The organism is Microbacterium timonense (assembly GCF_900292075.1).
GTDB classification, from domain to species: Bacteria; Actinomycetota; Actinomycetes; order Actinomycetales; family Microbacteriaceae; genus Microbacterium; species Microbacterium timonense.
This window is the reverse complement of record NZ_OLMV01000005.1, coordinates 40,490-67,488: the sequence shown is the minus strand read 5'-3', so window position 1 is coordinate 67,488 and position 26,999 is coordinate 40,490. Positions and strand designations below refer to the sequence as shown.

General features: G+C 68.6%; 21 protein-coding genes. 11 read left to right on the top strand and 10 right to left on the bottom strand.

All coding sequences use genetic code 11. The features are described 5' to 3' along the window. Positions 1-70: 70 nt before the first annotated feature. On the bottom strand, positions 71-4,402 hold the full coding sequence (locus C9992_RS14135) for a DUF7927 domain-containing protein (protein WP_160150894.1): 4,332 nt from the start codon (positions 4,400-4,402) through the stop codon (positions 71-73). Positions 4,403-4,974: 572 nt separating this feature from the next. Between C9992_RS14135 and C9992_RS14130 the strand changes: the two genes are divergently transcribed. From C9992_RS14130 to C9992_RS14105, 6 genes are all read left to right on the top strand, one after another. After that, positions 4,975-6,516, top strand: coding sequence for a sugar transferase (locus C9992_RS14130; RefSeq protein WP_106816284.1), 1,542 nt, complete (start codon positions 4,975-4,977; stop codon positions 6,514-6,516). A 230-nt stretch (positions 6,517-6,746) separates the two neighbouring features. Beyond that, a complete protein-coding gene (locus C9992_RS14125; protein ID WP_106816283.1) occupies positions 6,747-7,613 on the top strand; it encodes a glycosyltransferase in 867 nt (288 codons plus the stop codon). Beyond that, positions 7,610-8,263 carry a polysaccharide deacetylase family protein gene (locus C9992_RS14120; RefSeq protein WP_106816282.1) on the top strand — a complete coding sequence of 218 codons (654 nt, stop codon included), beginning with the start codon at positions 7,610-7,612 and terminating at the stop codon, positions 8,261-8,263. The genes C9992_RS14125 and C9992_RS14120 overlap by 4 nt, the downstream gene beginning before the upstream one ends. Before the next feature lie 77 nt (positions 8,264-8,340). After that, positions 8,341-9,021 carry a hypothetical protein gene (locus C9992_RS14115; protein ID WP_106816281.1) on the top strand — a complete coding sequence of 227 codons (681 nt, stop codon included), beginning with the start codon at positions 8,341-8,343 and terminating at the stop codon, positions 9,019-9,021. A gap of 7 nt (positions 9,022-9,028) precedes the next feature. After that, positions 9,029-10,363 (top strand): MFS transporter, encoded by a 1,335-nt coding sequence (locus C9992_RS14110; RefSeq protein WP_106816280.1) that lies wholly within the window; start codon positions 9,029-9,031, stop codon positions 10,361-10,363. Further along, entirely contained in the window at positions 10,360-11,382 is a 1,023-nt protein-coding gene (locus C9992_RS14105) for a TolB family protein (RefSeq protein WP_106816279.1), read from the top strand. Before C9992_RS14110 ends, C9992_RS14105 begins: the two co-directional genes overlap by 4 nt. Here C9992_RS14105 and C9992_RS14100 read toward each other — a convergent pair. Then, complete coding sequence (locus C9992_RS14100) at positions 11,342-11,809, bottom strand: VanZ family protein (protein ID WP_106816278.1); 468 nt, start codon at positions 11,807-11,809, stop codon at positions 11,342-11,344. The genes C9992_RS14105 and C9992_RS14100 overlap by 41 nt on opposite strands. A gap of 169 nt (positions 11,810-11,978) precedes the next feature. Here C9992_RS14100 and C9992_RS14095 point away from each other — a divergent pair, with 169 nt between their 5' ends. After that, the gene (locus C9992_RS14095) at positions 11,979-13,589 is read left to right on the top strand and encodes a DUF4082 domain-containing protein (RefSeq protein ID WP_106816277.1); all 1,611 of its coding nucleotides are present in this window, start codon (positions 11,979-11,981) and stop codon (positions 13,587-13,589) included. A gap of 48 nt (positions 13,590-13,637) precedes the next feature. On the opposite strand, the gene C9992_RS14090 is transcribed toward C9992_RS14095, so the two are convergent. Next, complete coding sequence (locus C9992_RS14090; RefSeq protein ID WP_200826347.1) at positions 13,638-14,501, bottom strand: hypothetical protein; 864 nt, start codon at positions 14,499-14,501, stop codon at positions 13,638-13,640. Then, positions 14,498-15,178 (bottom strand): hypothetical protein, encoded by a 681-nt coding sequence (locus C9992_RS14085; protein WP_200826346.1) that lies wholly within the window; start codon positions 15,176-15,178, stop codon positions 14,498-14,500. The genes C9992_RS14090 and C9992_RS14085 overlap by 4 nt, the downstream gene beginning before the upstream one ends. Before the next feature lie 93 nt (positions 15,179-15,271). On the opposite strand from C9992_RS14085, the gene C9992_RS14080 reads away from it, so the two are divergent. The 4 genes from C9992_RS14080 to C9992_RS14065 are packed head-to-tail and all read left to right on the top strand — an operon-like array spanning position 15,272 to position 19,664. Beyond that, the gene (locus C9992_RS14080) at positions 15,272-16,228 is read left to right on the top strand and encodes a hypothetical protein (RefSeq protein WP_106816276.1); all 957 of its coding nucleotides are present in this window, start codon (positions 15,272-15,274) and stop codon (positions 16,226-16,228) included. Next, a complete protein-coding gene (locus C9992_RS14075; RefSeq protein WP_106816275.1) occupies positions 16,225-17,532 on the top strand; it encodes an O-antigen ligase family protein in 1,308 nt (435 codons plus the stop codon). The genes C9992_RS14080 and C9992_RS14075 overlap by 4 nt, the downstream gene beginning before the upstream one ends. A 4-nt stretch (positions 17,533-17,536) precedes the next feature. Continuing rightward, complete coding sequence (locus tag C9992_RS14070; protein ID WP_106816274.1) at positions 17,537-18,436, top strand: glycosyltransferase family 2 protein; 900 nt, start codon at positions 17,537-17,539, stop codon at positions 18,434-18,436. A 19-nt stretch (positions 18,437-18,455) separates the two neighbouring features. Further along, positions 18,456-19,664, top strand: a complete 1,209-nt coding sequence (locus tag C9992_RS14065; protein ID WP_106816273.1) for a glycosyltransferase family 4 protein — start codon at positions 18,456-18,458, stop codon at positions 19,662-19,664. Between the two features lie 3 nt (positions 19,665-19,667). Here C9992_RS14065 and C9992_RS14060 read toward each other — a convergent pair whose 3' ends face one another. Genes C9992_RS14060 through C9992_RS14035 form a run of 6 tightly spaced genes read right to left on the bottom strand, consistent with a single transcriptional unit; the run spans position 19,668 to position 26,988 of the window. After that, positions 19,668-21,401 (bottom strand): asparagine synthase-related protein, encoded by a 1,734-nt coding sequence (locus tag C9992_RS14060; RefSeq protein ID WP_106816272.1) that lies wholly within the window; start codon positions 21,399-21,401, stop codon positions 19,668-19,670. A gap of 6 nt (positions 21,402-21,407) precedes the next feature. Next, positions 21,408-21,662, bottom strand: a complete 255-nt coding sequence (locus C9992_RS14055) for an acyl carrier protein (protein ID WP_106816271.1) — start codon at positions 21,660-21,662, stop codon at positions 21,408-21,410. 16 nt (positions 21,663-21,678) lie between these two features. Beyond that, the gene (locus C9992_RS14050; RefSeq protein ID WP_106816270.1) at positions 21,679-22,905 is read right to left on the bottom strand and encodes a pyridoxal-dependent decarboxylase, exosortase A system-associated; all 1,227 of its coding nucleotides are present in this window, start codon (positions 22,903-22,905) and stop codon (positions 21,679-21,681) included. Continuing rightward, a complete protein-coding gene (locus C9992_RS14045; RefSeq protein WP_200826345.1) occupies positions 22,902-24,461 on the bottom strand; it encodes an acyl-CoA ligase (AMP-forming), exosortase A system-associated in 1,560 nt (519 codons plus the stop codon). The genes C9992_RS14050 and C9992_RS14045 overlap by 4 nt, the downstream gene beginning before the upstream one ends. After that, positions 24,458-25,780 (bottom strand): glycosyltransferase family 4 protein, encoded by a 1,323-nt coding sequence (locus C9992_RS14040; RefSeq protein ID WP_106816269.1) that lies wholly within the window; start codon positions 25,778-25,780, stop codon positions 24,458-24,460. Before C9992_RS14040 ends, C9992_RS14045 begins: the two co-directional genes overlap by 4 nt. Further along, positions 25,777-26,988: a rhamnosyltransferase WsaF family glycosyltransferase gene (locus tag C9992_RS14035; protein WP_106816268.1), complete on the bottom strand. Its 1,212-nt coding sequence runs from the start codon at positions 26,986-26,988 to the stop codon at positions 25,777-25,779. Before C9992_RS14035 ends, C9992_RS14040 begins: the two co-directional genes overlap by 4 nt. Positions 26,989-26,999: the final 11 nt, after the last annotated feature.

Below are 26,999 nucleotides of genomic sequence, written 5' to 3'. Positions count from 1 at the left end.
GAAGAGGTTGCTGTGCCCCGCCTCTCTGCTGCGGAAAGGCGGGGCACAACGGGAGGTGAGGGAAAGCGTCCTAGCTCTCGCTGCCGGCAGCGTCCTGGGGGTGACGCCGCCGGGCGATCAGGACGGTAGTTGCTCCCACGAGAAGCAGCAGCCCGGCAATTCCGCCGGCCGTCCAAGCGATGGCGCCGCCGGTGACCGCGAGCCCCGGCGGCGGGGGTACCAGGTCGTGCTGGGTGCAGAGATCGGAGCCCGGTGCGCAGACCGGTTCCTCGCCCGTGACCGCGATGACGTTGCCGAGACTGTGATCGCCCTGCTGGTCGTACGGCTTCACCGTGGCGGTGTACGTCACCGTGACGGTCTCACCCGATGCCACCTCACCGGTGACCCGGATGGTGTCGCCTTCGTGCAATGCGGTCACGGAGGTGGCCGAGGCGGTTGGACCGGCAGTCACGGTCGCATCATCGAGTACGTCCGCCAGGTAGTCGGTGTAATCGATCGGCACATCCGCGGCGTCCGGGTTCGTCGACACGTTGCGGAACGTCAGCGTGTAGGTCACCTGCTGTCCCTGCGACACCTCAGTGCCCGACGCGGGATCGGCCGACTTCGCCGCGACCACGTTCGACACCGGATTGACTGTGCAGTCCGGACGGTCCGGGTCGACGGGAACGCAGTTCTCGTCCGGGTCGGTGCCGGCAGGCACCAGTGCGTTGCCGAGCCGGTCGTCGCCGCGCTCCCCGTCAGGGTTCACGGTCACCGTGTATGTCACCGTGACGAGCTGGCCGGCGGTGAGCACGCCGGTGACGGCAAACCGGTCGCCGCCCACCGACACCGTCAGAGCCGGATCCGAGCTCAACGGGTTGCTCGTGATGGTTGCATCGTCGAGCACCTGGGTGAGGACGTCGTCACGATCAACGGTCACGTCTGCTTCACCGGTGTTCTCGAAGTGGAGCGTGTAGATCACCTGCTGACCCGGCTGCACCGTGCTGCCCGACGCCGGGTCGACCGTCTTCCAGTCGTCGAGTTCTCCCATGCGGTGTTCGGTGGTGGGCGGGTCACACGGAGTGTCTCCGCAGAGCTCAGGGGTGTCCTGTGCGAGCACGTTTCGAGCGAGGTTGTCGCCACGGTCTCCGTCCGCGCGGATCGTCACCTGGTAGGTGACGGTCACGGTTCCGCCAACCGCGATGGGGCCACTGATGCGGAGTGTCTCTCCGGTCACGGCGGCGGTGACGGCGGGATCAGAGGTTTCGGGATCGCGCGTGAGATCTGCGTCATCGAGGACGTCCCTCAGGTCATCGGTCGAGTCGACGACGCCGCTCGCTTCCCCGTCGTTGTTGTAGGTGAGCGTGTACGTGATGACCTGCCCTGGGGCGACGTCGGTACCGCTGGCCGGATCTGATGCCTTGGCAGAGGTGACGTGCGGCAGCGGTGTTTCCACGAGCGACTGGCAGGTGGGATCCGATGTCGGGTCACATGCCTGCGTGGACGCGACGTTGCGCAGCACGTGGTCTCCGGTGTTGGTGACCTCGACCGTGTAGGTGAACGTCACGCTGTCGTCCACGTCGAGCGCCCCGACCCAGGTGAGCAACGGAGACTGGTACGTCAGGGTGCCGTTGCCCGCTTCAGCGTCGTCGTTGTACGTGGCGTCGTCGAGCACTCCCGAGAGGTCGTCGATCGCACGCGCCGGTTCCTCGACGGTGTAATCGGCTGCGCCGTCGTTGGTGACGGTCACCTGGTACGTCACGGTGTCCCCCGTGACTGCCGTGTCCGGCGTCGACGACTTGACCACGCTGAGGTGTCGGACGGGGTTGGTGGTCGTGGGCGGGTCGCAGTCGGGCATGCTGGCGTCGCACTGAAGCACATTCTCAAGCAGATGGTCGCCTTGCTGCGGGAACGTGTTCACGCGCACCGTATAGCTCACGGTGAACGTCTGGCCCGCGGGCACGGCGCCCGTGATGGTGAAGGTGCCGTCGGCCTGGATCGCGCCGACGACCAGGCCAGCGTCGGAGGCGGTCGGACCGCTGATCAACGTGGCATCGTCAAGCACGCCGGAGAGGTCGTCGCTGGTATCCACTGTTGCCGCGGTCTGTCCGGTGGAGGCGAAAGTCAGTGTGTACATCACCTGCTGACCGGCGGCAACAGCGTTGCCGTCGGCCGGGTTCACGCTCTTGTACTGCTGCAACCCTGCACCGGGGATCTGCACCACCCGGCACGGGTTGTCGGCGTCGAGCGCCAGGTGGGCCGGGAGGCATGCGGTGTTCCGAAGCTGGTTGTCACCGCCCAGGCTGGAGTCGTAAGTCACCGAATACTCGATGATCGCGGTGTCGCCTGATGGAAGCACTCCGGTCCATTCCAGCCGCTCCCCTGCGGCGTCGAACGTGACGTCGCCCACGGTCGCGGTCGCGTCGCCGTTGTAGTCGGCATCGTCCAGCACGCCCGAGAGATCATCGGTGGCAGTGCCGGGCGCGGCGGCGGTGAAGTCGCCGGGGCCTTCGTTCGTGATGGTCACGGTATAGGTCACGGTCTCGCCGTTCGCGGGAAGGTCGGTCCGATCAGCCGACTTGGAGATCGTCAGTCGCGGGAGCTGCGTCTCGGTGACCGCGCACGGCTCGCCGTCAGCTTCGTCCGCCGGCACACACGCCGAGTTGCGGACGACGCCATCCCCGCCCGGCTCGACGGTGATGGTGTACGTGAGCGTGACCGTTTCGCCGGCCTGCAGCGGGCCGGCCCACCGGAGAGTCTGCCCATCAAGGATGGGAGCCGCCGCAGTCGAGCCTTCCGAGAACGCGACCTGCGCGTCGTTGTTGTAGCGGGCGTCGTCCAGGGCCGCGGACAGGTCGTCCGTGATGCGCGCTGGGATTGCCGCGGTGTAGTCCGCCGCACCCGTGTTTGTTGCGGTGATGGTGTACGTGATGACGTCACCGACGCGGGTGTCGGTAGTCGCGTCGGAAACCTTCGCGATGGTCAGAGCGCGGTCTTGCACGGTAACCGCAAAGTCCTCCACCTCACCGGCTGCCGCCGCCCCGGTGGGCAGGAAAGTCGTCACGTCGCCAGGGAACAGCCGCAGGCGGGCGAACGAATCGTTCGTGGTGGTCGGAGCCGGGAACGTCAGGTCGTAATCCACGGTGCCGGAGTTCGCGGGCACCGGCACCGTCACAAGTTCACTCGCCTCGAAGACACCGTTGCCGTTGAGGTCGACCCAGCCGGCCAGTGTCGCCGCGGCATTGCTGGTGTTGGTCGCCGTGACCGTGACAGTGTTCGACTGGCCCGTCTTGATGACGACTGGTCCAGAGACACCGTCCTCATCGGCAGCGTTGTCGGCGTCGTCGCCGGTCGCGTCAGCGCTCGGGAACCCGTCGTCCTCATCGTCGATCGACGTGCCAAGCATCAGCGGCGCAGTTCCGGCGGCTGCGTCGTACCCGGGGACGAGATGCCGCGGACCGTTCGTCGCGAGGCTCGTGCCGTAGCTCTCCGGCGCGTCGCCGTAGTCCTGGATCGGCTCGCACTCGTACATGTGGAAGTCGTCGAAGTTCATCCATACCTGACCGGCGACGGTCGCGTCGTTCGCCGGGGTTGCGTTGCGGACCTCAACACGAAGGTACGGCCACGCCTGGCTGGCCTCGAGAGTGAACGTGTTCAGCTGCCACGTGGGCCGCACGCCGTTGCCGGCGTAGTTGACGACGGGCGTAGTGTAGAGCAGCTCGGTGTTCGCCGCGGTCTGCGGTGTCGCGGGGGCAATGGAACCGGAGTTACGGTCATTGGTCCCGAAGAACCGCACGAAGCCGTTGCCCTCGCGGCCGTAACCGCCCGCCGCCATCGAGAAGAACCCGACGTACGTGGCGTCCGGGTTCAGCGCCGCCGTCAGCGTGTTCACGGCTCCTTCACCGGCATTCCCGCCCGTCGAGTGACCACCCTCGAATCCATATCCGTCCGCGCCGGCACGGACCGGCTGCGTGCTGGCGACGGGCCCGGAGTCGAACGTCGGGGAGAACACGTGATACTGGCCGCCGCTCGGGTGGCTGTCGAACCAGTTCTGCGCGTACGAGATCGTGCTGGCAGAACTGTTGTTCTGGAAGTCCTGAGTGCGGGTCTCGAGGCTGGGGTTTTGGATGAACCCCACCGGCACCGGATCCGTGCCGGCAGGACATAGGCCCAACGCGATGCCTTCCGCGTCGTACAGTGTCCTGGCCAGGTTCGTGGTGGTCGTGGTTCCGGCAACAGTGAAGTCGAAGCGTGCCGTGCTCGCACCCGGGACGAATGCGGCGTTCTCCGGCACGGTATAGGTGAACTTGTTCGCACCTGCCGCCATCGCAGCGCCCGCCATGATCCGCTCCTGCGCGGTGTACGCGCCGTCGCGATCGAAGTCGATCCATGCCGTGACCGTCCCCGCGCTCGGCGCGGTCACCCACACTGTCTCGAGCCGGCCGGGGACTGAAACATCCGTGTTGAACTGGACAGTCTCGCCTGCCGCGAAGGCTGGCGCCGAGGCGGTCACAGGTAGGAGCAAACCACCCATGATCGCCGCAACCACTGCCGTGACCTGGATCTTCTTTCTTGAACTCCGCGTCAACGCGCGCATCGGTCCCCCGACCTTCAGCAAACCCACAGAAAAGTGCACTCCACGTCACTTTGGCAGTGATGATTGCCGAGACAGCGATTTTTCACCCCCTCCATCACCCGTCCAACCGCCAACTCCTCGTCCCAGTCCCGTGTATCAATCGGTGCGCGGCAGACTCCTGGGGGTCGACGGGTGATCGGAAACACAGCGAAGCCTGAGGCTTCGAGCTTTCGCTGCAGCGTTCGCCCGTTGTAGAGTGACAGCACGCCAGGCCTTCGGGCTTCATGGGGCATCGGGTGTGGGATCCGATGGGCGTAATTGGGGAAAACGCGGACGGCTTCGGCTGCCGCATCACACTGGGGAAATAACGCAATGGCATTTCTGCATGCCGTGCGGTCGTCGTGCACTGGGGTTCGGCGATGACCGCCATCGACGCGGGCGGGAGCACCGCGATCGGTCTGGACGCACCTGCGTTCCAGCCTGTCCTGACGCCGCGCGCGCCCATCTCGGCGCCGATCACGACCCTCGTTCCGAGGACCGAGCCCGCACTGGAGCGACGGCGACTGTGGGAGCGGCGCTACGCGCGCCGCATCCGCCTCACCGACGGCGCCGTCGTCATCGCGACCACCGCGGCCACCGCCTTCTTCGACACCTCGCTGACCAGCAGCGCCGGCCTCGGCGTGCTGCGCGTCGCCGGTGTCACGGCGCTGGTATGGCTCGCGATGCTGGCCCTCGGCCACAGCCGCGACGCCTCCGTCGCCGGCTCGGGTGCCACGGAGTACAAGCGCGTCGCACACGCCACCGGGTTCGCCTTCGGGATCATGGCGATGCTCTTCGTGCTGTTCCAGTGGGACGGCGCACGCGCTCAGCTGCTGGTCGCCCTGCCCGCGGGCATGGTCGCCCTGCTGGTCGGGCGGTGGTCGTGGCGCAGGTGGCTGCTGCAGCAGCGCCGCTTCGGTCACTACACCTCGCGGGCGATGGTGGCCGGCACGCGCGACGACATCGAGTACGTCCTGCGCGCACTGAACGAGGGCGGCATGGGTGGCTACACCGTCGTCGCCGCCGCTCCGTCGGATGCCGACACGCGTCCCATCGTCGTGGACGGCCGCATCTATCCCGTCGTGGGGACGATGGACTCGGTCTCCGTCCACGCACGCACGCTGGGAGCCGACACGATCATCGTGGCCAGCCGGCCCGACGACGATCCCGACTTCATCAAGCGCCTCAGCTGGGAGCTGGAGGGGACGGCATCCGAGCTCATCATCTCGAGCCGCGTGGCCGACGTCGCCGGTCCCCGCATCTCGCTGCGCCCCGTCGACGGCCTCCCTCTGATCCACGTCAAGATCCCGGAGTTCGAGGGGGGCAAGCACTCGCTGAAGCGGGCCCTCGACATCGCCGTCGCCGCCGTTGCGCTCATCCCGATCGCGCTGGTCACGCCGTTCGTGGCGCTGGCCATCAAGCTGGACTCCCGCGGGCCGGTGTTCTTCCGGCAGACCCGCATCGGACGTGACGGACGCGAGTTCGGCATGATCAAGTTCCGCACGATGTGCGTGGATGCCGAAGCCAAGCTCGCCGAGCTGCAGGCGCAGAACGAGGGCAGCGGGCTGCTGTTCAAGATGAAGAAGGACCCGCGCATCACCCGGGTCGGCGCCGTGCTGCGCAAGTTCTCCATCGACGAGCTGCCGCAGTTCTGGAACGTCCTGGTCGGCGACATGAGCGTGGTCGGACCCCGGCCGCCGCTGCCCCGGGAGGTGCACGAGTACGAGGGCAAGGTGTATCGCCGGCTGTTCATCAAGCCCGGCATCACCGGCCTCTGGCAGGTCAGCGGTCGCAGCGACCTCTCGTGGGAGGAGAGCGTGCGCCTGGACCTCCGGTATGTGGAGAACTGGTCCATCACCAGCGATCTGATGATCATGTGGCGAACCGCGAAGGTCATGATCGCCCCCGCAGGGGCGTACTGATGGCGCGGAGAGCCTTCGGCCGACGACAACGGCGTCGCCGGCCGAGCTAAGCCGGATCCGCGGTCACACGTCCGTCAACCCCCGTCAGGTGCACACTGACGAACCCCGAGACGGCAGCCCTTTCCCCCGGGGCGTGACCGCGGATCCCTCTCCCCGCTGACGCGGGTGCACACGATAACGTGGAAAAGGACCGACAGGGGGTGGGTCCGACGACGGCTGGGGGGCCGCGCATGGTGAGCATCGTGATCGCAGCGCACAACGAGGAGGCGGTCATCGGCTCGTGTCTGGACGCGCTCCGGCGCTCCGGTGTGGGGCCGGATGCCGAGATCATCGTGAGCGCCAACGGCTGCACCGATCGCACGGCCGAAGTGGCCCGCACGCACGGTGCGCACGTGATCGACCGGCCGGAGCCCGGCAAGCCCGGAGCGCTCAACGCGGCGGACGAACAGGCCACGGGCTTTCCGCGGATCTACCTCGACGCCGACATCCGCGTCCCCGCGGGCGGCGTGGCGGCGCTCGAGCGGCTGCTCGAACAGGGGGCGTCGGCCGCCGTCCCTCGTCGCCGCATCGACACGACGGGGCGGCCGCTGGCCGTGCGCGGGTACTTCGCGATCAACGAGCGCCTCCCGGTCTTCCGCGACGGCCTGTTCGGTCGTGGAATGATCGCCGTCTCGGGTGAGGGTCGAGCCCGGTTCGATCGATTCCCGGCCATGATCGCCGACGACCTGTTCCTGGACTCCCAGTTCTCCGACGACGAGAAGGCGGAGGCGCACGACGTCGTGGTCGTGGTGGAGGCGCCGCGCACGACGCGGGCACTCCTGAACCGCCTCGTACGGGTGCGGCGCGGAAACGCCGAGATGCGCGCCGCCTCCGCCCGCGGAGAGGTCGGTGTCGCCGTGCGGTCCTCCGACAAGTGGGCATGGCTGCGCGACGTCGTCGTGCCCCAGCCTCGCCTGATCTTCGCCGCCGTCCCCTACCTGGCGATCACCATCATCGCCGCGCTGCGCGCACGGCGACCGGCGCGCGGTCTGGACGGGTGGGGGCGCGACGACAGCACGCGCGGGTCGGGCGCCGGCACTCGGGAGACCGTCCGATGATCGTCAACGTCTGCTTCCACGGCATCGGCGTCAGCCGACGCGAGCGCGAACCCGGCGAAGCGCGCTACTGGATGGCGCAGGACGTGTTCCTCCGCGTCCTCGACGAGGCCGCGGACCGGCCGCACGTGCGCCTGAGCTTCGACGACGGCAACCGCTCGGACGTCGACATCGCCCTGCCGGCGCTGCGCGAGCGGGGCCTCACCGCGACCTTCTTCGCACTGGCCGGCCGACTCGACGACCCCGCCAGCCTCAGCCCGGCCGACCTCGCCGAGCTGCGCTCGGCCGGGATGTCGATCGGCAGCCACGGCTGGGAGCACGTGCCCTGGCGTGGCCTCTCCGACACCGCCGCCCGGCGCGAGTTCGTCGATGCCCGCCGCGCGTTGGCGCAGGCGAGCGGCGCGACGATCACGGAGGCGGCGTTCCCGCTCGGGCGCTACGACCGCTCGACGCTGCGCCGCCTCAAGTCCGCGGGGTACCGCACGGTGTACTCCAGCGACCGGTTCCCGGCACGCCCGGGCTCGTGGCTGCAGGCGCGCTACAGCGTGTCGTCAACAGATGACGTGGAGTCCGTGCGCCGGGTGATGGCCGGTCGCCCCGGTGCCCACGAGGCGCGCAACGTCGCGGCGAGCATGGTGAAGCGGCTCCGATAGGGCGCAGCGGACCAGGTACTTTGGAAGGAGGCATCCCGCATCAGGGATGCCCGGATCGCTGTCTTGGGGGACGCGACATGGGGGAAGTGGACACGACGCCGGGCGATGGCCCTGCCGACGACGCGGCGCCGACGGCCGAGAAGCCGAGGAGTCTGACGCCCGCGATGCGACGGGTGCTGTGGGGCGTGGGCATCGTCGTCGCGCTGGGTCTTGCGGTGGCGATCTGGCTCATCGCGACCGGTGCCGGCTCCGGCACACCCGATGCCGCCGATGCGGGCGCGACCCCCGACCCTTCTGCTACCCAGGGACCGATTCCGGGTGCGACGCCGACGACCGGCAGCGAGGTGCAGCCACCGGAGGAGACTGCTCCTCCGGCCGACCGGCTCCCGCCGTTGCCCTCGCCATCAGCGCTCGTGAGCGACCCGCTGCCGGCCTCGGGATCGGCATCCGGCGAGCTCGTGAAGGACTTCCCCACCGACGTGGCCGGCCCGATGCCGGACTCGCAGGTGCTCGAGAGCTCGATCGCCACCGAGGGTTCGACGATGCAGGTCACCCTGGTGGCTCGGACGGACGCCTCCGTCGACGAGGTGCGCACGCACTATCGCGAGCTGTGGGCGGGCCTGGGCCTGGCTGATGCCAGCGGCGGCGACGGGGTCCTGACATACTCCGACACGCTCTCGTCGCTCTCGCTGGCGTTCTCACCCTCGTCCGGGACGGGAACCGTCTACATGATCTACGGCGTCCTACGCACGAGCTGAGGCATCGTTGTACATCTCCTTCTCCAACTCACCCGAGCCCGAAGACAAGACCGCCTCTCTCCGGCGCAGACCGCCGGGCACCCGCACGGTCTCGTCGACTGTCATCACCCTCGGTATCGTCTCGCTGCTCACCGACATCTCCTCGGAGTCGGTCGCCGCCATCCTGCCGCTGTACATCACGGGTGTGCTGGGGCTCTCGACGATCGCCTTCGGCTTCCTCGATGGTCTCTACCAGGGAGTCAGCGCGCTGGTGCGCATCGGCGGCGGATACGTCTCGGACCGATTCGATCAGCCCAAGTGGGTGGCATTCATCGGCTACGCTCTGGCCGCAGTCGCCCGCGTCGGGTTGCTCTTCGCTTCTGGATTCGCCGCCATCACCGCCGTGATCACCGCAGATCGGATCGGCAAGGGCATCCGCACTGCGCCGCGGGACGCGCTCATCACGGCATCCTCGGATCCTGAGAACCTCGGCAAGTCGTTCGGCGTGCATCGCACCCTCGACAACATCGGTGCGGCCCTCGGCCCGCTGATCGCCTTCTTCATCCTGCTGCTGATCCCCGACGGCTTCCACACCGTCTTCGTCGCCTCTCTCGCGTTCGCATTGATCGGCGTGCTGATCCTCGGACTGGTGGTGCCGAACGTGCGCACCCGGGCTCACCGGACCGCCGAGGCTCACCGCGGCGGGGAACTCGCTTCGGCCCGGCAGAAGTTCGACTGGGCGGCAGTGACCCGCGGACCGATGCGGCGTGTGCTGGCCGCTGCTGGGATCCTCGGAATCCTCACGATCGGCGACGGCTTCATCTACCTCGTGCTGCAGTCGCGCAGCGACTTCGCCGCCCAGTGGTTCCCCCTCCTGTACGTCGGAACCAACCTCGCGTTCCTCGCCTTCGCCATCCCGCTGGGCCGGCTGTCCGACCGTGTCGGGCGTGCGCGGGTGTTCGTCTTCGGCCACGTCGCCTTGGTCGCGGCCTACCTGGTTGCGGTGATGCCGATCACCGACATCGCCGCGACGATCCTCTGCCTGGTCCTGCTGGGCGCGTTCTACGCGTCGACCGACGGCGTCCTTGCGGCGCTGGCGAGCCAGCTCACCCGACCGGAGACGCGGGGCACCGGGATCGCCGCAGCGCAGACGGTCGTGGCGCTGACCAGGTTCGTCGCGGCAACGGGATTCGGCTTCCTCTGGTACGCGATCGGCCCGGACGCGTCCATGGTCGTCGTGGCGGTGCTGCTCGCGATCGCCATTCCCCTGGTCGCGCTGCTGCTGCGCCCGTACCTGTCGAACACACGGCCCTTGTATCCCGACCAGGGCCGGAGCGATCCAGCGGAGGTCCCCGGCCCGTGAACAACCGCACCAAGTGGCTGGTCGTCGCCGGCGTGTCGGTCCTCGCCCTCGGCGCCACCGCGGGCGTCGGCGTTGTCGCGTGGCAGCAGTATCAGACGCGGCAGGATGCCCCGAGCCAGGCGGAGACGGCGTCATCGGGAGAGTGGGCGGCCGGTGACCGGATCGTGTTCCGCAACACCGCGGTGGGGGAAGGCTACGGCCTGGTGGGGAGCGTTCCCCTTGACGACCCGTCGGGCGCGCGCTCGCTCACCCAGGTCGCGTGCGACCGCGTCGATGCGACCGACGCCGAGTTCTCATGCCTGCGGACCGAGCGCGGCGTCGTTCCCTCCTACAGCGCCTCGTTGTACTCCGATGATGGCGTCGTGCAGCAGACATGGCCCCTTCCCGGCATCCCGAGCCGAACGAGGATCTCGGCCGACGGCACGCGCATTGCGACGACCTCGTTCGTGACAGGGCACTCCTACTCTGCGATCGGGTTCTCGACCGAGACGGTCATCCACGGCGACGCGGGCCAGGATTTCGGCAACCTGGAGGAGTGGACCTTCGTCGTCGACGGGGCTGCCAGCGCCCCCGTCGACCGCAACTTCTGGGGCGTCACGTTCATCGACGACGACACCTTCTACGCGACGGCGGGGATGTCGAACTCCGGTCAGACGTACCTCGTGTTCGGAGACATCCCGTCGCGCACTCTCACGACGGTCGCCCGAGACGTGGAATGCCCCGCACTCTCGCCGGACGGCACGCGGATCGCGTTCAAATCGGTCACATCGGGGTCGGGGCCGACGGTGCACTGGACGCCGGCGATCATGGATCTCGCTTCCGGAGACGTCGAGCTGCTGCCCGAATCGCGCAACGTCGACGATCAGATCGAATGGCTCGACGACGACACCATCTTGTATGGGATGCCCCGTGACGGGCAGGCGGGCGACTACGACGTGTGGGCGCTCCCCGCGGACGGCTCAGGCGAGCCGGAGATCCTCATCGAGCACGCGTGGTCCCCGTCGGTGGTCCGCCGCTAGCAGTCGCTCTGCGGGCCGCCCTGCGCTCGGTCCGCAGCACGATCAGCCACGCCACACCACCGCCGACCGCCGCGCCGAGGGTGTTCGCGAGGATGTCGCGGAGGGTGGGCTGCCGGGACGGGATGACGATCTGCGCGAGCTCCGCCGCTGCTGACAGGGCAATGGCGAGGGCGACGCCGTACCAGGGGTGGCGGAACATCAGAGTCAGCAGAAAACCAAGGGGTACGAACATGAGAATGTTCGCACCGAACTCGATCCAGCCGGAGCCGAACCAGTCGATGCCCAGGCCATCGCGCAGCGCGTCGCCGATGCGGTTCACGATGCCCGAGTAGGAGATCGGGAGCAGCAGGACAAGCCCGACAGCCACGCCGTAGGCCACCAGACCGGCGATCACCCAGCGACGGCGGGAAGATGCGCCTTCGAGCATGGACGGCTCCCTTCCGTGTGCGGCCACCCGTCCTCATCCGCTGACGGACGAGCATGCGAGGGCGGGGGCAGTGTACATGAGTGTTCTCTCATCCGTTGATCCGCGCCCAGAGCGTAGGTGATACTTCCAGTACCTCGCATACGTCCTTCCCCCCATCGGAATCTCCCCCATGTCTCGAAAAGCACTACGCGCTCGTATACGTCTTCGCAATCGAATCCGCCGCGCCAACCTGGGGATCGCCGCACTGCTGGCAGGCGTCCTGGCCGTGGCCGGGCTGGCGGTGGTCCCCGCCATCGCCGCACCGACGGCCACGACAACAGGCATCTTCGCGGATGACCTGCAGCCGAAGGTCCCTGCCGACTCGGACCGTTCCGCGGTCGAGCTCGGCGTGAAGTTCACCCCCGAGAAGTCGGGTACGGTCACCGGCCTGCAGTATTACCAGGGCAAGCGCGCGAAGAACGTCACTACGGCGACCCTGTGGTCGCCGGAAGGCAAGGTTCTCGCGCAGGCCAAGTTCAAGGCGTCCGCCACGGTCGGCTGGCGCACCGTGCCGCTGTCGACGCCTGTCACCCTCACCGCGGGGAAGTCATATGTCGCGTCGTACAACGCCCCCGACGGCGGCTACGTCGTGACAGAGAACGACCTGAACCGCAAGAAGGTCCAGAACGGCTTCATCCTCAATCCGGGCGCCGGCGTCTACCGATACGGCGCGACGAAGTCGATGCCCAGCTCGACTCACGCAGGCTCGAACTACCTGGTCGATATCGTCTTCTCGCCGTCGAACTCGGCCACTCCCGTTCCCACGGGGAGCGCGACTCCGAAGCCGACCGCGACCGCCACCCCCCGACCTACGCCTACATCGACGCCGACGCCGACCGCGACGCCCAAGCCGACGCCGACGCCGACGCCCACGGCGACGCAGACACCCACGCCGACCCCCACTCCCACCACGACGCCCACGCCGCCGCCGTCGAACGCGGGCGGGACGGTCGTGCTCGGCCGCAGCTTCCCCAACGCGGCGACCACCGGTGTCCCGGCTGGCGTCACCCTCACGAAATACACCGGTCCGTGCACGATCCAGACAGCCGGCTACGTGATCGATGGCAAGCAGGTCGACTGCAGCCTGCGCATCCTCGCGAAGGATGTCGTGATCAAGAACTCCAAGATCAACGGCACCGTCTACGCCGACTACACGCAGAACCAGGGATCCTTCACGATCACCGACAGCGAGGTCTTCGCCGGCGATGGACCGTGGACCGGAATCGGCGACGCCTGGTTCACCGCGACCCGGGTCGAGGTGACCGGTGGAACCCGCTCGATCAACTGTTACGCGAACTGCACCGTGCGCGACTCGTACGTCCACGGGCAGCTGCATGACACCACCGGCGTGCACCACGAGTCCGGCATCCGGGTGAACATGAACAGCACGCTCATCGGCAACACCATCGCGTGCGACGCGCCGGACTTCCCGCCGGACGCCGGCTGCTCCGCGGCGATCACGGGCTACCCCGACTTCGATCCGATGCAGAACAACGTCATCGACGGCAACCTGATCATCGCAGGATCGGGCGGATACTGCTCGTACGGCGGGTCCACCGCCGGTAAGCCGTACTCAGGCCAGACGAAGAACATCACCTTCAAGAACAACGTCTATCAGAAGGGTTCGTCGGGCAAGTGCGGATTCTGGGGCGCGATCACGTCCTTCGATCGCAACGCACCCGGGAACGTCTGGACCAACAACCTGTACGACGACGGCACCCCGGTTCCGCCCGCGAACTGACCACGACCGACGCCGAGCATGCTGGAGTGGTGACCCGATCCGATCGGGTCACCACTCCAGTTGTGTGAGCTCGCTGTATAGATAGTCGATCTCGCGCTGGTCGACAGCACCCTTGAACATCCGCGGGCGGGGTGAGCGCAGCACCGTCCCGACGCCTCCAGGCGCGAACCCGAGCACACGCTCCTCGGCGAGCGTGACGACGTGGCCGTGGCGCAGGAGCCGCGACGCCACGCTGGCCCAGTTGTCGGCGAGCAGACCGGGGTCGCCGCCGACGTGCAGCGGCGTGGCGAACAGGGGCAGGCGTTTACGCCGGTCGCGACGATAGACGAGGTAGGCGTACCGGTCGTGGTCCCTCACGACGAGGTGCCGGGCAGCCGGCGCGTCGCGATGATCGGCGAAGATCGCGGCATCAGCTCCGCGCAGGATGCCGGCGATCTCGTCCAGGCTCTCCACCAGGTCGGCCCCTCGACGCCACGAGGGCAGGTTGAGCGCCAGCCGAGTGGCGCCCTCCAGGCGGATGAAGCCGAGCCGGTCGTTCATCGCGGGGACATTCCCGCTCGGCGAGAGGTCGGTGAAGACGAACTCCTTCTGGGCCAGCAGCGCCCGCACGAGTCTCAATGAGTGCGCTCGGTGCGTCTCGACGACACAGAACGCGGCGAGGTTGCACACCTCCCACCGGCGGTCCTCCCGCTCGCGGGTCGAGTACACGGCGGCGTAGACGCCGACGATCTCTCCATCTGCGCGGAGGAGGAACCCGTGATTCGGGCCGGACGCCCATCGCGGCCGGAGGATCGCCATCCAGCGTTCCGGCGCAATGCGCGTGTTGAGCTCGCGGTGGAGGAACTGCGCCACCTCCAGAGCGTCCCCATCCAGGATCGGCGCCAGGACCGGCCGCGGTGCGGGCCCGTTCACGCCACCCCGCCGAGGGGCGACGGGCGGCGCGGCGAGGCTTTCCACAGCGATCGCCTGCTCCGATGCTCCAGCAGGATCACAACGGCGATCGTGGCGCCCGCTCCGAGGACCGCAGTCATGCCCAGAGCCCGGGGTCTGCTGCCGCCGATGTGATGGATGATCGTCGTCTGGGGGGCGACCATCGCGGTGATCTCGTTGACAGGATCCACGCCGCGCTCACTCTGGAGCTCGTGCAGCTCCGACATGATCTGGGCGACCAGATCCTCCTGTCTCTCCTCGACGCGCTCCCGTGTGGGAGCGACGATGTCGAGCACCAACTCCTGGCTGGCGAAGTTGCTCGCCCACTGCCCGCCGGTGTCGGGCAGACCTAGCGACCAGCCGTCCCGAACGCCGAGACCCGCGAGCATCACGTCGGGTGCGGCGTACTTCGTCACCTCTCCGGGGCCGATCAGGCGCTTTGCCACCACACCCGCGAGGTCGATAATGTCCTCTGACTGCGTGCGCAGCGCGTTGGGATACATCGAGCTGGTCGGAGCAAGAAAGACGATCTCGGTGCGGGTGAAGTACACGCCGTCCTCGCGGATCACCGCATACCCCGCGGCCGCCGTGCACAAGGCGCCGACGAGCAGTATCGGCCACCGTCGGATGAGGGCAGCCAGCAGCTCCCAGAAAGTCATAAGTTCCCCGTACCTAGAATAGCCTGGCAGGAGTGGCGATCCGCCATCCCGCTGGGGGGAGAGTCAGCAGTGATACTGGACGCGTTGCGGGCGATGGCACGACGATGGTACATCGTCCTGGCTGGGCTTCTTCTGACCGCCGGACTCACGTGGACGGCGTACCAGTCGACACCCCCGGAGTACCAAGCCCGGGGCCTCGTCCTGCTGCTGCCGGGCGCCAACGCCGTACCCGCGGGAGGGAACCCGTTCCTCGCCCTCAGCGGCCTCGAGCAGCCCGCGAGCATCGTGGTCGCCTACTTCGCAAGCGCGGCCGCCCAGGCCGAGGTGGCCGACGTGTCCGCGAGCGCGGACTTCGCCGTGCAGCTCGACGCATCGACGCGTGGCCCGGTCATCGCCATCGACGTCACCGACGACACCGCCGACGGTGCCATCGCCACGCTCGACTTCCTCACCCAGCGCGTCCCGGAGGAGCTCGCCCGACTGCAGGGGGAGCTCGGCGCCCCGGCCGACTCGATCATCACCTCGATGCCGCTCGTGGTCGATGACGAGCCTGAGACCGACAACTCCGGGACGATTCGCATCACAATCGCCGCGCTCGCCTTGGGCATCGTCGTGACCGGCATCGCGACCTTCACCCTGGATGGAATGCTCATGCGCCGCAGGACGCGTCGGAAAGCGCGCGCTGCGTCGTTCACCGCCGAGGATTCCTTCGCCGGAGTCGGAACGGACCACGACGGAACGCCCAAGTCGGCCGCCCCGCTAGTCCCGGAGGAGACCGCACCGGCTGAGGAGACGGCCCTCGCCGACGATCCGCTCCTCGCGGACCTGGCCGACGAGGAGTTCGTGACCGTATCAGACGGGCAGGAAACCCCCGACGGAGACGGCACCTCGTCCAGCAACGCCGTTGCCGAAGACGACGAGACCGACGACGCAGCCACGGCGACCCCCGGGATCTCGCGGTCCGCCCGCCATCGCGCCAGCGACCCCGATGCAGAGTCGCCGGATGCGGATTCCCCTCGTGTTGGTGCGCGCGCCGGACGTCATCGTTGACCATCACCGCCCTCGACGTCCCGGCGCGCACGCGTTGGATCGACGCCGTCGTCTGGCTGACGGTCTACCTCGGGCTGCTGCTCTTCATCCCGTCGCGCCTCATCCTCGGTCCACTGGGAAGCGCCGGCGCGCCGTCCATGCTGTTCGGGCTCGGGAGCCTGCTGCTGTGGCTGCTCTCCTTCCTGGGTGCCGCTCGCCGCGCCGCGGGCGAAGCACAGCCGATCCGGATCGCGTTGGGTGTCTTCCTGTTCTGCGTCGGAATCAGCTACGCCCTCGCGATGTCCAACCCCCTCATCCCCGACGAGACGAGCCCGGGCGATGTCGCGCTGCTGGCGCTCGCCTCATGGGCGGGGACGCTGCTCCTGACGCATGACGGCATCAGCGACCGGAGCCGGCTGGACACCCTCGTCTGGCGGTTCGCGGTGTGCGGCGGCCTCATCGCCGTTCTCGGCCTGTTCCAAGTGGTGACGCGGCAGCTGTGGGTCGATCAGCTGTCGATTCCCGGCTTGACCAGCTCCCCCGGTTACGGGCTCAGCCTTCGCGGCGGATACCCGCGTCCCGCTGGGACGGCGATTCATCCCATCGAGTACGGCGTCATCCTGGCGATGCTGCTTCCCGTCGCGCTCCACGTCGCCTTCCAGCACACGCATCGCCCCGCACTCTTGCGGTGGGCGCCGGCGGCGGCTCTCGCGCTGATCCTGCCACTGACGTCCTCCCGCTCGGCGTATCTCGGGGCGCTGATCGCCCTCGTGATCTGTTTGTTCGGATGGACGCGGCAGCGAAGGATCCGAGTGATCGGGGTGGGGGCGATAGGCCTGCTCGGAATGAGCATCCTGGCCCCGAACTTCGTGAACTCGATCGTCGGCTTGTTCACCGGCGCCGGGGAGGACCCGAGCATCACCTCGCGCACCGACAGTTTCGCCCTCGCGCTCGAGTTCATCGGCCGCAACCCCTGGTTCGGCCGGGGACTCGGCACGTTCCTCCCGAAGTACCGCATCTTCGACAATCAGTACCTGCTTCTGCTGGTCACCGTCGGCATCGTGGGCACGGTCGCCTTCCTCGCCCTCGGTGTCACCGCCGTCGTCACGACCATGCGCTTGCGCCGACGGCTCCGCGACGAATCCTCGCGCGACCTGGCGCTGGCCCTCATCGCGGCGATCTGCGCGGGCTTCAGTTGCCTGTTCATGTTCGACGCCTTCGCCTTCCCGATGACGATGGGCACCCTCTTCTTGACGCTGGGACTCGCGGGAGCGCTGAGGCGGGTCGAAGATGCCAAGGCGGGGCTGGCCGCTCTCCTAAGATGACACCGTGTCCGTAGACGTCGCAGCGGTGGTCGTCACCTACAACAGCGCTGACCACATCGTCGAACTCCTCGACAGCATCCCCGCCGCCATGGGCGGCCTGACCTACTCGGTCGTGGTCGTCGACAACGGATCCTCCGACTCCACCCTGGAGATCCTCGACCAGCGCACGGACTGCCTGACTGTCCGCTCCACCAACGACGGGTACGCCGCCGGCATGAACCGCGCAGTGCGCGCCTCGGAGCCCGCCGACGCCATCCTCATCCTCAATCCGGATGCCACGCTCGACCCGGGCGCGGTGCCCGCCATGCGAGAGGTGCTCCGCAAGCCGGGCGTGGGCATCGTCGCACCGCGGGTGCGGGAGGCCGACGGCAGCCTGTCTCCGACGCTGCGCAGAGGTCCCACCATGGGCCGTGTCGGCGGACTGAGCTTCACCGGGTGGCCGATCTTCACGGAGCGCATTGAAGAGCCGTCGGCGTACGAATCCGAGCACGAAGTGGAGTGGGCCGTCGGGGCCATCCTTCTGATCGACAACGAGTGCTACGAGCGTCTCCACGGAATGGACGAGAGCTACTTCCTCTACTCCGAGGAGACCGACTTCAGCCTGCGTGCGAAGGATGCCGGATGGGCGACCGTCTACACCCCCGCTGCCGGAGCGATGCACGTCGGCGGAGGCTCCGGCGAGAGCGCAACCACGCACACCATGAAGCAGCTCAACCGCATCCGCCTGTACCGCCGCAGGAGGGGGACCCTTCCCGCCTACGCGTACTACGGCATGACGGTGCTCAGCGAGATTCGTCGTGCGGTGCTCGGCCACGACAAGTCTTGGCCGACGGTGCGCGCCCTGGTGCGCCCGTCCCTCCGTCCCCCGGCGCTCAACGCCAACGACAGCATCCTGCCCCGCTGACCGAGGAGACCTCGATCCCATGAAGAAAGTCCTCATGGTCGCCCCGGCATGCGACGGGGAGGATGTCGGCGAGGCGTGGGTCGCAGCCCAATGGGCCGCGCGGCTCGCGGAGCGTCATGAGCTGACGCTGCTCACGACGTACAAGCGCGGGCACACGCCGATGACGCAGCAGCTGCCGACCGCGCGTGTGATCGAGTGGCAGGAACCACCCGGGGTGGGAAGGCTCGAGCGGCTGAACAGCCTGATGCAGCCAGGGTACCTCCCCTTCTACCGGCGCGCACGACGATGGATCCGAGCGCACCTCTCCGCGGGCGAGCGCTTTGACGTGGCCCACCAAGTGGTCCCCGTCGGGATGAGGTATCCCTCGCCCGCTGTCGGACTGGGTATTCCGTTCGTCATCGGCCCAGTGGGTGGCAGCCTCGACTCACCGCCCGCATTCGTCCCGGAGGAGGGAGCGACGCCCTGGTACCAGAGGCTGCGAGCGCTCGACGGCTGGCGCATCAAGCACGACCCGCTTCTTCGCGCCACCTATGAGCGCGCGGACTGCGTGGTGGGGGTCGCCGACTATGTCCGGGACTTTCTCGGGGAACTGGACCTCCAGCGCTTCGAGATCATGAGCGAGACCGCCGTGCAGGAGGTCCACCCGCCCGTCTCGCGCAGCGGGCGGACCGGTCCGGTACGACTGCTCCATGTCGGACGAATCGTCCGCACCAAGGGTCTCCGCGATGTCATCCGCGCGATGGATGCCCTGCGCGACCTCGACGTCGTGCTCGACGTGCTCGGCGACGGCAACGACCGCGAGGCGTGCGAACAGCTCATCGCCGAGCTCGGGTTGGGCGACCGGATCACCCTCCACGGCTCGGTCCCGCGGCACGTCGTCGACGAGTACTACCGGGCGGCCGACGTGTTCGTCTTCCCGAGCTACCGCGAACCGGGAGGCAACGTCAGCCTCGAGGCGATGTCTTGGGGGCTTCCGGTCGTGGTCTGCCGTCGCGGTGGGCCCGGCGCCAACGTCGACGAGTCATGCGCGTTCCTGCTCGAGGCGCAGACGCCGACGCAGCTCGCGGCGGACTGCGCCGCGGCGGTCCGCGCGCTCGTGGAGGATCCTTCGCTTCGCGCACGGATGGGCGAGGCGGGCCGTCGGCGGGTGGAGACGACGCACCTCTGGTCGGAGCGCCTGGACCGGATGGACCGGATCTACGAGGAGCTGGGCGCGCCGAGCGCCTGAGCGTCAGTCCGCGTCCTCGGTCGCGACGATGAGGTTGGTCAGGAACGCGACGCTGCTCGGGCGCGGCTCGAGGGTGGCGTCCAGCATCCGTGCGACCCAGTCGGCATCGATGAAGTCCAGCCGCTCCAGGCCCCGCAGCTCCTGCGGGTGCGCGCGCCAGTGTTCGACGACCTTCGCCGCCAGCACGGTGCCGCCCGCGGGCGGACGATTCCCCCGCTGCAGACGCTGTATCGCCTTCCTGGCGAAACGCCGGCCGGTGCTGAGAGCATCCTTGGCCGGCGCCCACCGTGACGGTCGGGCGTAGGCGGCCGGGGCCGGGCGGCCGTCAAGGGGCATCGCGCCGAGCTCGGGATCGAGCGCCATCTGGAGGGCGCCGAGGAAGCGCGAGTTCGCCTTGTCCTCCGGCGCCACCCGACGCGCGAGATCCAGGAAGGTGTGGTCGAGCATCGGATTGATGACGATCCGCTCGTTGCTCACAGCGGTGTCGGTGGCACCGGCCCAACGCTGCATCCGGTGCCGTAGGTAGAGTTCGTCGGTCGCTCGGAACCACTCGTCCCCGCCGGCGACCAGCGCGGCGTGCACCTCCGATGACGCGGCGTCCCGTGCCCACATCGCGAACTCGCTGCGCAGAAGGCCTGGCTCCACGGCGTCGTTGACGAACATGCGCCACGCCGCCAGCCGCGCGGAATCGTTGCGGTCGAACGAGCGGTCGCCCACCCGCCCGACGTAGTAGAAGCCGCGCGCGACCTCGCCGCCGAGCCCCGAGATCCGCACTCCCTGGTCGAAAGCCCGCTCGGCGATCCGCTGCGCGGCCAGCGCAACCGGATCCGCCATCGCGTCCAGACGCGTGGCTTCAGCCCGACACAGATCCCACGCTTCCGCGGGATCGATGCGCGAGACGTCGGTGAGCCCGCGGACTTCGTGGTTGATCCCGTAGCGCTCCGAGATCATCCGGGCGATGGCGACGTCACCCTTGCCGGGCACATCGAGCGTCATCGCCCGCAGCCCGCGCCGCCGCTCGAGGGGAATGGCGCTGAGCAGCAGGCGCGAGTCCATGCCGCCTGTCAGCTGGAGGACGGCATCGGGATAGTCGTCGAGGACGGAGGCGAGGGAGACGCGCAACAGGGCTGCCGCCTGACGGACGGCGCCAGCGGCGTCGATGGGATCCCGCCTCTCGGAGTCGCCGCCGGAGATTGTCAGTCCCCCCGCGCCGAGCTCGACCGAAGCTCCCGGACGAAGCTTGCGGACGCCCTGGAAGAGTGTGCGGTCGGCCAGCTGCCAGCCCAGCAACGACTGGATCCCCACCGACAGGGGTTCGAGGTCCGCACCGAGCGCGCGTGCGCCGGCGAGCGCGGAAGTCGTGACGAGCGCCAAGGATCCTTCCGACGGCTCGGAGTGGAAGACGTGCTGGAAGCCCATCGAATCCGCGACCGCGCGCACTCCGCTCGACGACCCCTGGGCGGCGCCGAAAGGGGGAAGCAGATCGACAAGGGATCCGGCATCCTGGCTCAGTCTGCGAACGATCTCGGATGGAGAGAGCCGCCCCTCGGCGCTCCGGGCGGAACGGGATATCAGGAGCGTCGGTGAGGAAGCGTCATCGGTGAGCGGCCGCAATCCCCAATAGCGCATCGTCACGGGGCCGCACACCACCGTCGCCGCGTCGCGGGGGAGAGTCAGCGAGAGCGGTTCGTCCCCCGTCGTGGCCAGCAGGCCCGGCAACAGCGCTGACGCGAGCATCGGAACTCAGGCGGCGATCTTCGAGTCGACGTATTCGGTGAGAGTGCCGACTGTCTCGAACAGCTCGGCGCCGAACTCGTCGTCGTCGATCGTGATGTCGAAGCGGTCCTCGAGCGCGCCGACCAGCGCGACCACACCGAACGAGTCCAGCTCCGGAAGGGCGCCGAACAGGGCGGTGTCCTCCGTGAGCTCGCCCGGCGACTGCTGCAGCTCGAGGGTTTCGATGAGGACGTCGCGGACGGCGTCGATCGTGGCGGTCATGGGTGCTCCTTCTGGTTCAGACGAGGACTTCGGCGGGGGCGGGGTGCCCGAGGAAGGCGGTGGGACTGGCCGTGAGCCCGTAGGCGCCGGCTTGGAAGATCACGATCAGGTCGTCGATATCGGCGGGTGGCAGGGTCACGTCGTCGCCAAGCAGGTCCAGCGGCGTGCAGAGACATCCCACGACGTTCACGCCTTCGTCGCCGGCGGCATCGGCCCGGTTGCCGACCACGAGCGGGTAATTGCGGCGGATCGCCTGCCCGAAGTTGCCGGAGGCGGCCAGTTGGTGATGCATGCCGCCGTCGACGACGAGAAACGTCTTTCCCCGGCTCACCTTGCGGTCGACGACGCGCGTGACGTAGACGCCAGCCTCACCCACCAGGTAGCGCCCGAGCTCGATGACGGGGGCGGCCTCCGGGAAGCGATCGGCGATGACCCCGTCGACCAGTGCATGGAGCTCGGCGGCGACCGCGTCCAGATCGAGCGGCTGATCACGTTCGGTGTACGGGATGCCGAACCCGCCGCCGAGGTTGAGGTACCGCAGCGGGCGGTCCAGGCTCTCCGCCAGCTCCGAGACGAGATCGACCGTGCGGCGCTGCGCCTCTGAGATGATCTCGGCGTTGAGGTTCTGAGAGCCCGCGAAGACATGGAACCCGAGGAAATCCATGCCGGATCCGGAATACTCCCGCATGATGGCCGGCACCTGCTCCGCGTCGATGCCGAATTGCTGCGGGCCACCACCCATCCGCATTCCCGAGCCCTTCACGGCGAAATCGGGGTTCACGCGAACGGCCACGCGGGGAGCCACGCCCAGCTCGTCCCCGGCGGTCAGGACGCGCCGCAGCTCGGTGGTGGACTCGATCTCGATGATGACGCCGGCGGCGACAGCCTGTCGGATCTCGGCGGGGGTCTTGCCCGGGCCGGCGAAGCTAATCCGCTCCGGCGGCATCTCGGTATCCAGCGCCACCTGCATCTCCAGCGCCGACGCGACGTCGATCCGGTCGACGCGGCGGGCGAGGTGCTGGACCACCGCCGACATGGGGTTCGCCTTCATCGCGAAGCTCAGCTCCACGCGGCTCGGCAGTGCAGCGCGCAAGCCATCCACTCGCGCGTCGAGCAGCCCGCGGTCGTACGCGAAGAACGGCGTCGAGCCGACGCGGGCGGCCAGCCTGCTCAACGGCAGCCCCCCGACCCGGAGTTCGCCCTCGATGGTCCCGAAGGCCTCGACGTGCTGAGCCGGCTTCATACGGACACCTCCGCCTTGATGAGATTGCGGTCGAACTTGCCGTTGGGAGAGCGAGGCAGCTCGTCCCTCACCTCGACGTGCGCGGGCACCATGTACAGGGGCAGGCGCTGGCGCAGCGCGGTCGTGAGTCCCACCGTGTCGAGGGCGCCGTCCGCCGCGGTCGCAACGAGCACGATCCGCTGACCGAGCGCGGCGTCGGCCACACCGACCGCGACCGCATCCCGCACCATGCCGGTGCTGTACGCAGCCTCCTCGATCTCCGTCGGACTCACACGATAGCCGGACGTCTTGATCATGTCGTCGCTGCGCCCGACGAAGTACAGGAACCCTTCCTCATCGGCGACGACGGTGTCTCCCGACCAGACCGCCAGCTCCGGGGTCCGCCACTGCTCCTCCGGCCGCTCGATCGGCTTGTAGCGCTCCCGGGTACGCACCGGGTCGCCCCAGTAGCCCAGCCCGACCAGCGCTCCACGGTGGACGAGCTCTCCCTCCTCGCCCGGCTCGCATCGGGTGCCATCCGGGCGCAGGACCAGGATCTCCGCATTCGGTATCGCCTTGCCGATGGAGTCGGGCCGCCGGTCGACCTCCGCCGGGTCGAGGTACGTCGACCGGAACGCCTCTGTCAAGCCGTACATCAGATACGGGTCGGCGCCGGTGAAGATGCGGCGCAGTCGGTCGAGGGTGGCCCGCGGCATCCGTCCTCCGGTGTTGGCGAAGTAGCGCAGGCGCGCTGCTGCCTCTGCCGGCCATGGCGCGTCGGCGAGTTGAATCCACAGCGGCGGCACGCAGGTCAGCCCTGTCACGCCGTACTGTGCGCACAGCTTCGGGACATCGCGCGGGAGCAGGTAGTTCATCAGCACGCAGTGCGCCCCGACCGCGAAGGCCGTCGTGACCTGACTGAGCCCCGCGTCGAAGCTGAGGGGGAGGACGCTGAGGATCACGTCGTCGGCCGTGTTGCCGAGGTACGTGCTGACGCTCTCCGCCCCGACGATGAGGTTGCGGTGGCTGAGCACCACGCCCTTGGGTTTGCCGGTGCTGCCGGACGTGTACAGGATCGCCGCAGGATCGACGTCCACGACGGCGTGGGGTCGCAGGGGCGGTTCGGCGGAAGGCTCAGCCGGCCAGGCGTGGACGGCCACCCCCGATGGCTCCTGCGGCGCGGGGCCGACGACGATCACGTGCTCGACGGCACTGCCGGGCAGGGCATCCGACAGCTGGGCGAGCCGGTCGGAGGAGGTGACGAGGAAGCGGGCGCCGCTGTCGGACAGGATGTGACCGACCTGGGGAGCCTTGAGCACGTGGTTGACGGGCACGAACATCCCGCCCGCCGCCGAGGTGCCGAACATCCCCAGCACCGTCTCGATGCGCTTCTCGAGGTAGATCGCGACGCGGTCGCCGCGGTTCAGCCCAAGGCGAAGGAGCAAGGCGGACACCGACAGCGCGCCGTCCCACACAGCGGCGTAGTCTACGGTCCGGCCTTTGTAGGTGAGCGCCGGCGACGCGGGCGACCGCTCGGCCGCGCCAGACAGGAGGTGGTGGAAGCTGGTCCGGATCACGGAGCGCGCCTCTCGGTGAGGTAACGGTCGAACTCGGCGGCATCGTCCAGGTCGACGTAGCGTCGTCCCTGCGCGTCCACGTCGGGACGCACCCGCGCGGGAGGCACGGCGGGACCGGGCTGGGAGAAGCCTGACACCTCGTCGAACACCGCCACGTAGGCCTCCGCCTGCGGTCGCCAGTCCAGCTCGGTGGCGACGCGCGCGCGGGCCTTGCGACCGAGGTCTGCCCGCAACGCGGGATCGTCCATAAGCCGCTCGACGGCATCGGCGAAGGCGGCGATGTCACCCGAAGGCACATAGAGAACCGTGTCGGCCCCCGAAACCCGCGTCTCGACGAGGTCGAACGACACCGCGGGCAGGCCGTACGACATGTACTCCATTGTCTTGTTCATGGTGGAGAGGTCGTTGAGCGGCGTCTTGAGGTCGGGTGACAGGCCGATGTCGGCACGGCTCAGGTACTCCGCGATCTGCACACGATCCACTCGACCGGTGAAGGTGACGCGGTCTTCGAGGCCCAGCTGCGCGGACTGCGCGCGGAGGTCCTCGAGGCAGTCACCGAACCCGAGCAGCGTCGCCCGGACCTCCGAGCGCCCGCGCCGCCGGACCAGCTCGTCGACGACGAGCAGCACCTGGTCGACCCCGTCCTGCGGACCCATGATCCCGAGGTACACCAGCTCGATCGCGTCGGCCGGCCGGGGGTTCTCCGGGTAGATCGGGCGCATCTGCTCGGTGTCGGGACCGCTGCGCACGACAGTGACGTGACCCGGGCGCCGGTCACCGCGGCGAACCGCGACGGCCTTGTAGGACTCGTTGGTCGAGATGATGCGGTCCGCGGCGCGGAATGTCCTGCGCTCGAGCCATTTCAAGCCCCCGTATTCGAGGCGCTTGAGCAGTCCGCTGGGGCGGCCGAAACGCGAGATGAACAGCTCGGGGTTCAGGTCGTGGTGGTCGAAGACGAAGCTGACACCGCGCAGACGCCACAGCAGCGCAAGCAGCCAATACGTGTCCGGCGGGTTGCAGGCCTGGATGATGTCGAATCGGCGGCGGCGCCACGCCACGAGCGACAGCCAGGCGGTGCGGACCCAGCTGTACGCGAACTCCCACGCGAACCCCAGGAGCCCCTCCGCCTCGGGTGCGGGTGCGTACTTGTAGATGTCGACGCCGTCCAGATGCTGGCGGGACGGATCGCCCGGCCCCTTGGGACAGATGACGCTCACCCGGTACCCGCGGGCGACGAGCGCCTGGCACTCCAGCCACACGCGCCGGTCAAGCGGCACGGGGAGGTTCTGCACGATGATCAGGACATGCGGTTGGGTCATGCTCCGTAGACCTCTTCCTCGATGACGCGTACGACCGCCTCTTTGGTCGGCTCCCACGAGCGGCCGACGACGGATGCCGCAGCCGCGGCCGCGCGAGCCTCGATGTCAGTCGCGGTGACCGCCTCCCCCAGCGCGGCGGCCAGGGCGCCGGCGGTCGGCGCGGCCCAGCGCACATGCGGATTGGGCAGCACCACCCGCGCCAGGTCCATGTCGTTTACGACGGGGATGTTGCCGGCCGCGAGCATCTCCTCGGCCACGAGCGTGATGTTCGTGAAGGACATCGCCAGCCCCGCGATCGTGGCGCCGTACAGGTTGTTGAGCTCGCTGGTCGACAGCCGCCCGTGGAAGGTGAACGGGAAGTCGACCTGGCGGGGGCGCGCGCCGTAGATGTGGATCTCCTGGTCGGGGTGCGACCGGTGGAACAGGCCGAGCGCCACGCTGGCGAGCTGGTATCCGCGTCGCGGATAGTCGGGTCGGCAGTAGAAGACGATCCCCGACCTCGGCTGCGGCGGCGAGGGCGGACTGTAGACGGCCGAGTCGCACCCGAAGGGCACGACGTCGCTGGCGAGGCCGGTCTCCCGGAACACCATGCCGTCGAGCATCTCGCCCAGTGCGATCCGGCGCAACGGGAGCCGGTACGACATCGCCGCGAACTCGTGCTCCGCCCCGTGCCCGTAGAAGTACGGCTCGTAATCCTGCATGAAGTACAGACGCCTCGTCGGCTCCTGGGCGTACTTGGTGATGAGGTGCGTCGACTCCCATCCCGAGGCCACGACGGCGTCCACGCCCGCGATGCCCTCGCGGACGTCCCGGACCTCCGCGCGCAGCTCGGGCCAGTGGCCGCGCACCGTCGCGGTCAGTTCGGGCACGTCGAGGCCGTGGCGGTCGTAGAAGTAAAGGACGCACCGATGCCCTCGCGCCTCGAGCGCGGCGACCATCCGGAACAGCGTGGTGTGACCGCCGGATCCCGGCGCGGGCGCGGTGGACACCCAGCCGACGGTCAGTGGCGTCCCGGCGGCCGGTCTGGTCGCCGGCTCGGGGAGCGACGCGGGGATGTCGGTGAGGATGTCGGCCGCGTCCAGCTGAAAGAAGAGGTCGGCGGCACCGCTGGCGCTGTAGGCGCGCCAGGCGACGCGCTGCGCGACACCGCGCGGCCCGACGCCCCAAGCGCGCCGAGCCTTGGCCAGAGCCCTGTCGATCCCGCTCATGCCGCCCTCAC

Bases quoted from the DNA above. Each gene is read 5' to 3' on its own strand.
- C9992_RS14130 (WP_106816284.1), top strand. From the start codon at position 4,975: ATGACCGCCATCGACGCGGGCGGGAGCACCGCGATCGGTCTGGACGCA.
- C9992_RS14125 (WP_106816283.1), top strand. From the start codon at position 6,747: ATGGTGAGCATCGTGATCGCAGCGCACAACGAGGAGGCGGTCATCGGC.
- C9992_RS14120 (WP_106816282.1), top strand. From the start codon at position 7,610: ATGATCGTCAACGTCTGCTTCCACGGCATCGGCGTCAGCCGACGCGAG.
- C9992_RS14115 (WP_106816281.1), top strand. From the start codon at position 8,341: ATGGGGGAAGTGGACACGACGCCGGGCGATGGCCCTGCCGACGACGCG.
- C9992_RS14100 (WP_106816278.1), bottom strand. From the start codon at position 11,809: ATGCTCGAAGGCGCATCTTCCCGCCGTCGCTGGGTGATCGCCGGTCTG.
- C9992_RS14095 (WP_106816277.1), top strand. From the start codon at position 11,979: ATGTCTCGAAAAGCACTACGCGCTCGTATACGTCTTCGCAATCGAATC.
- C9992_RS14085 (WP_200826346.1), bottom strand. From the start codon at position 15,178: ATGACTTTCTGGGAGCTGCTGGCTGCCCTCATCCGACGGTGGCCGATA.
- C9992_RS14080 (WP_106816276.1), top strand. From the start codon at position 15,272: ATGGCACGACGATGGTACATCGTCCTGGCTGGGCTTCTTCTGACCGCC.
- C9992_RS14065 (WP_106816273.1), top strand. From the start codon at position 18,456: ATGAAGAAAGTCCTCATGGTCGCCCCGGCATGCGACGGGGAGGATGTC.
- C9992_RS14060 (WP_106816272.1), bottom strand. From the start codon at position 21,401: ATGCTCGCGTCAGCGCTGTTGCCGGGCCTGCTGGCCACGACGGGGGAC.
- C9992_RS14055 (WP_106816271.1), bottom strand. From the start codon at position 21,662: ATGACCGCCACGATCGACGCCGTCCGCGACGTCCTCATCGAAACCCTC.
- C9992_RS14050 (WP_106816270.1), bottom strand. From the start codon at position 22,905: ATGAAGCCGGCTCAGCACGTCGAGGCCTTCGGGACCATCGAGGGCGAA.
- C9992_RS14040 (WP_106816269.1), bottom strand. From the start codon at position 25,780: ATGACCCAACCGCATGTCCTGATCATCGTGCAGAACCTCCCCGTGCCG.
- C9992_RS14035 (WP_106816268.1), bottom strand. From the start codon at position 26,988: ATGAGCGGGATCGACAGGGCTCTGGCCAAGGCTCGGCGCGCTTGGGGC.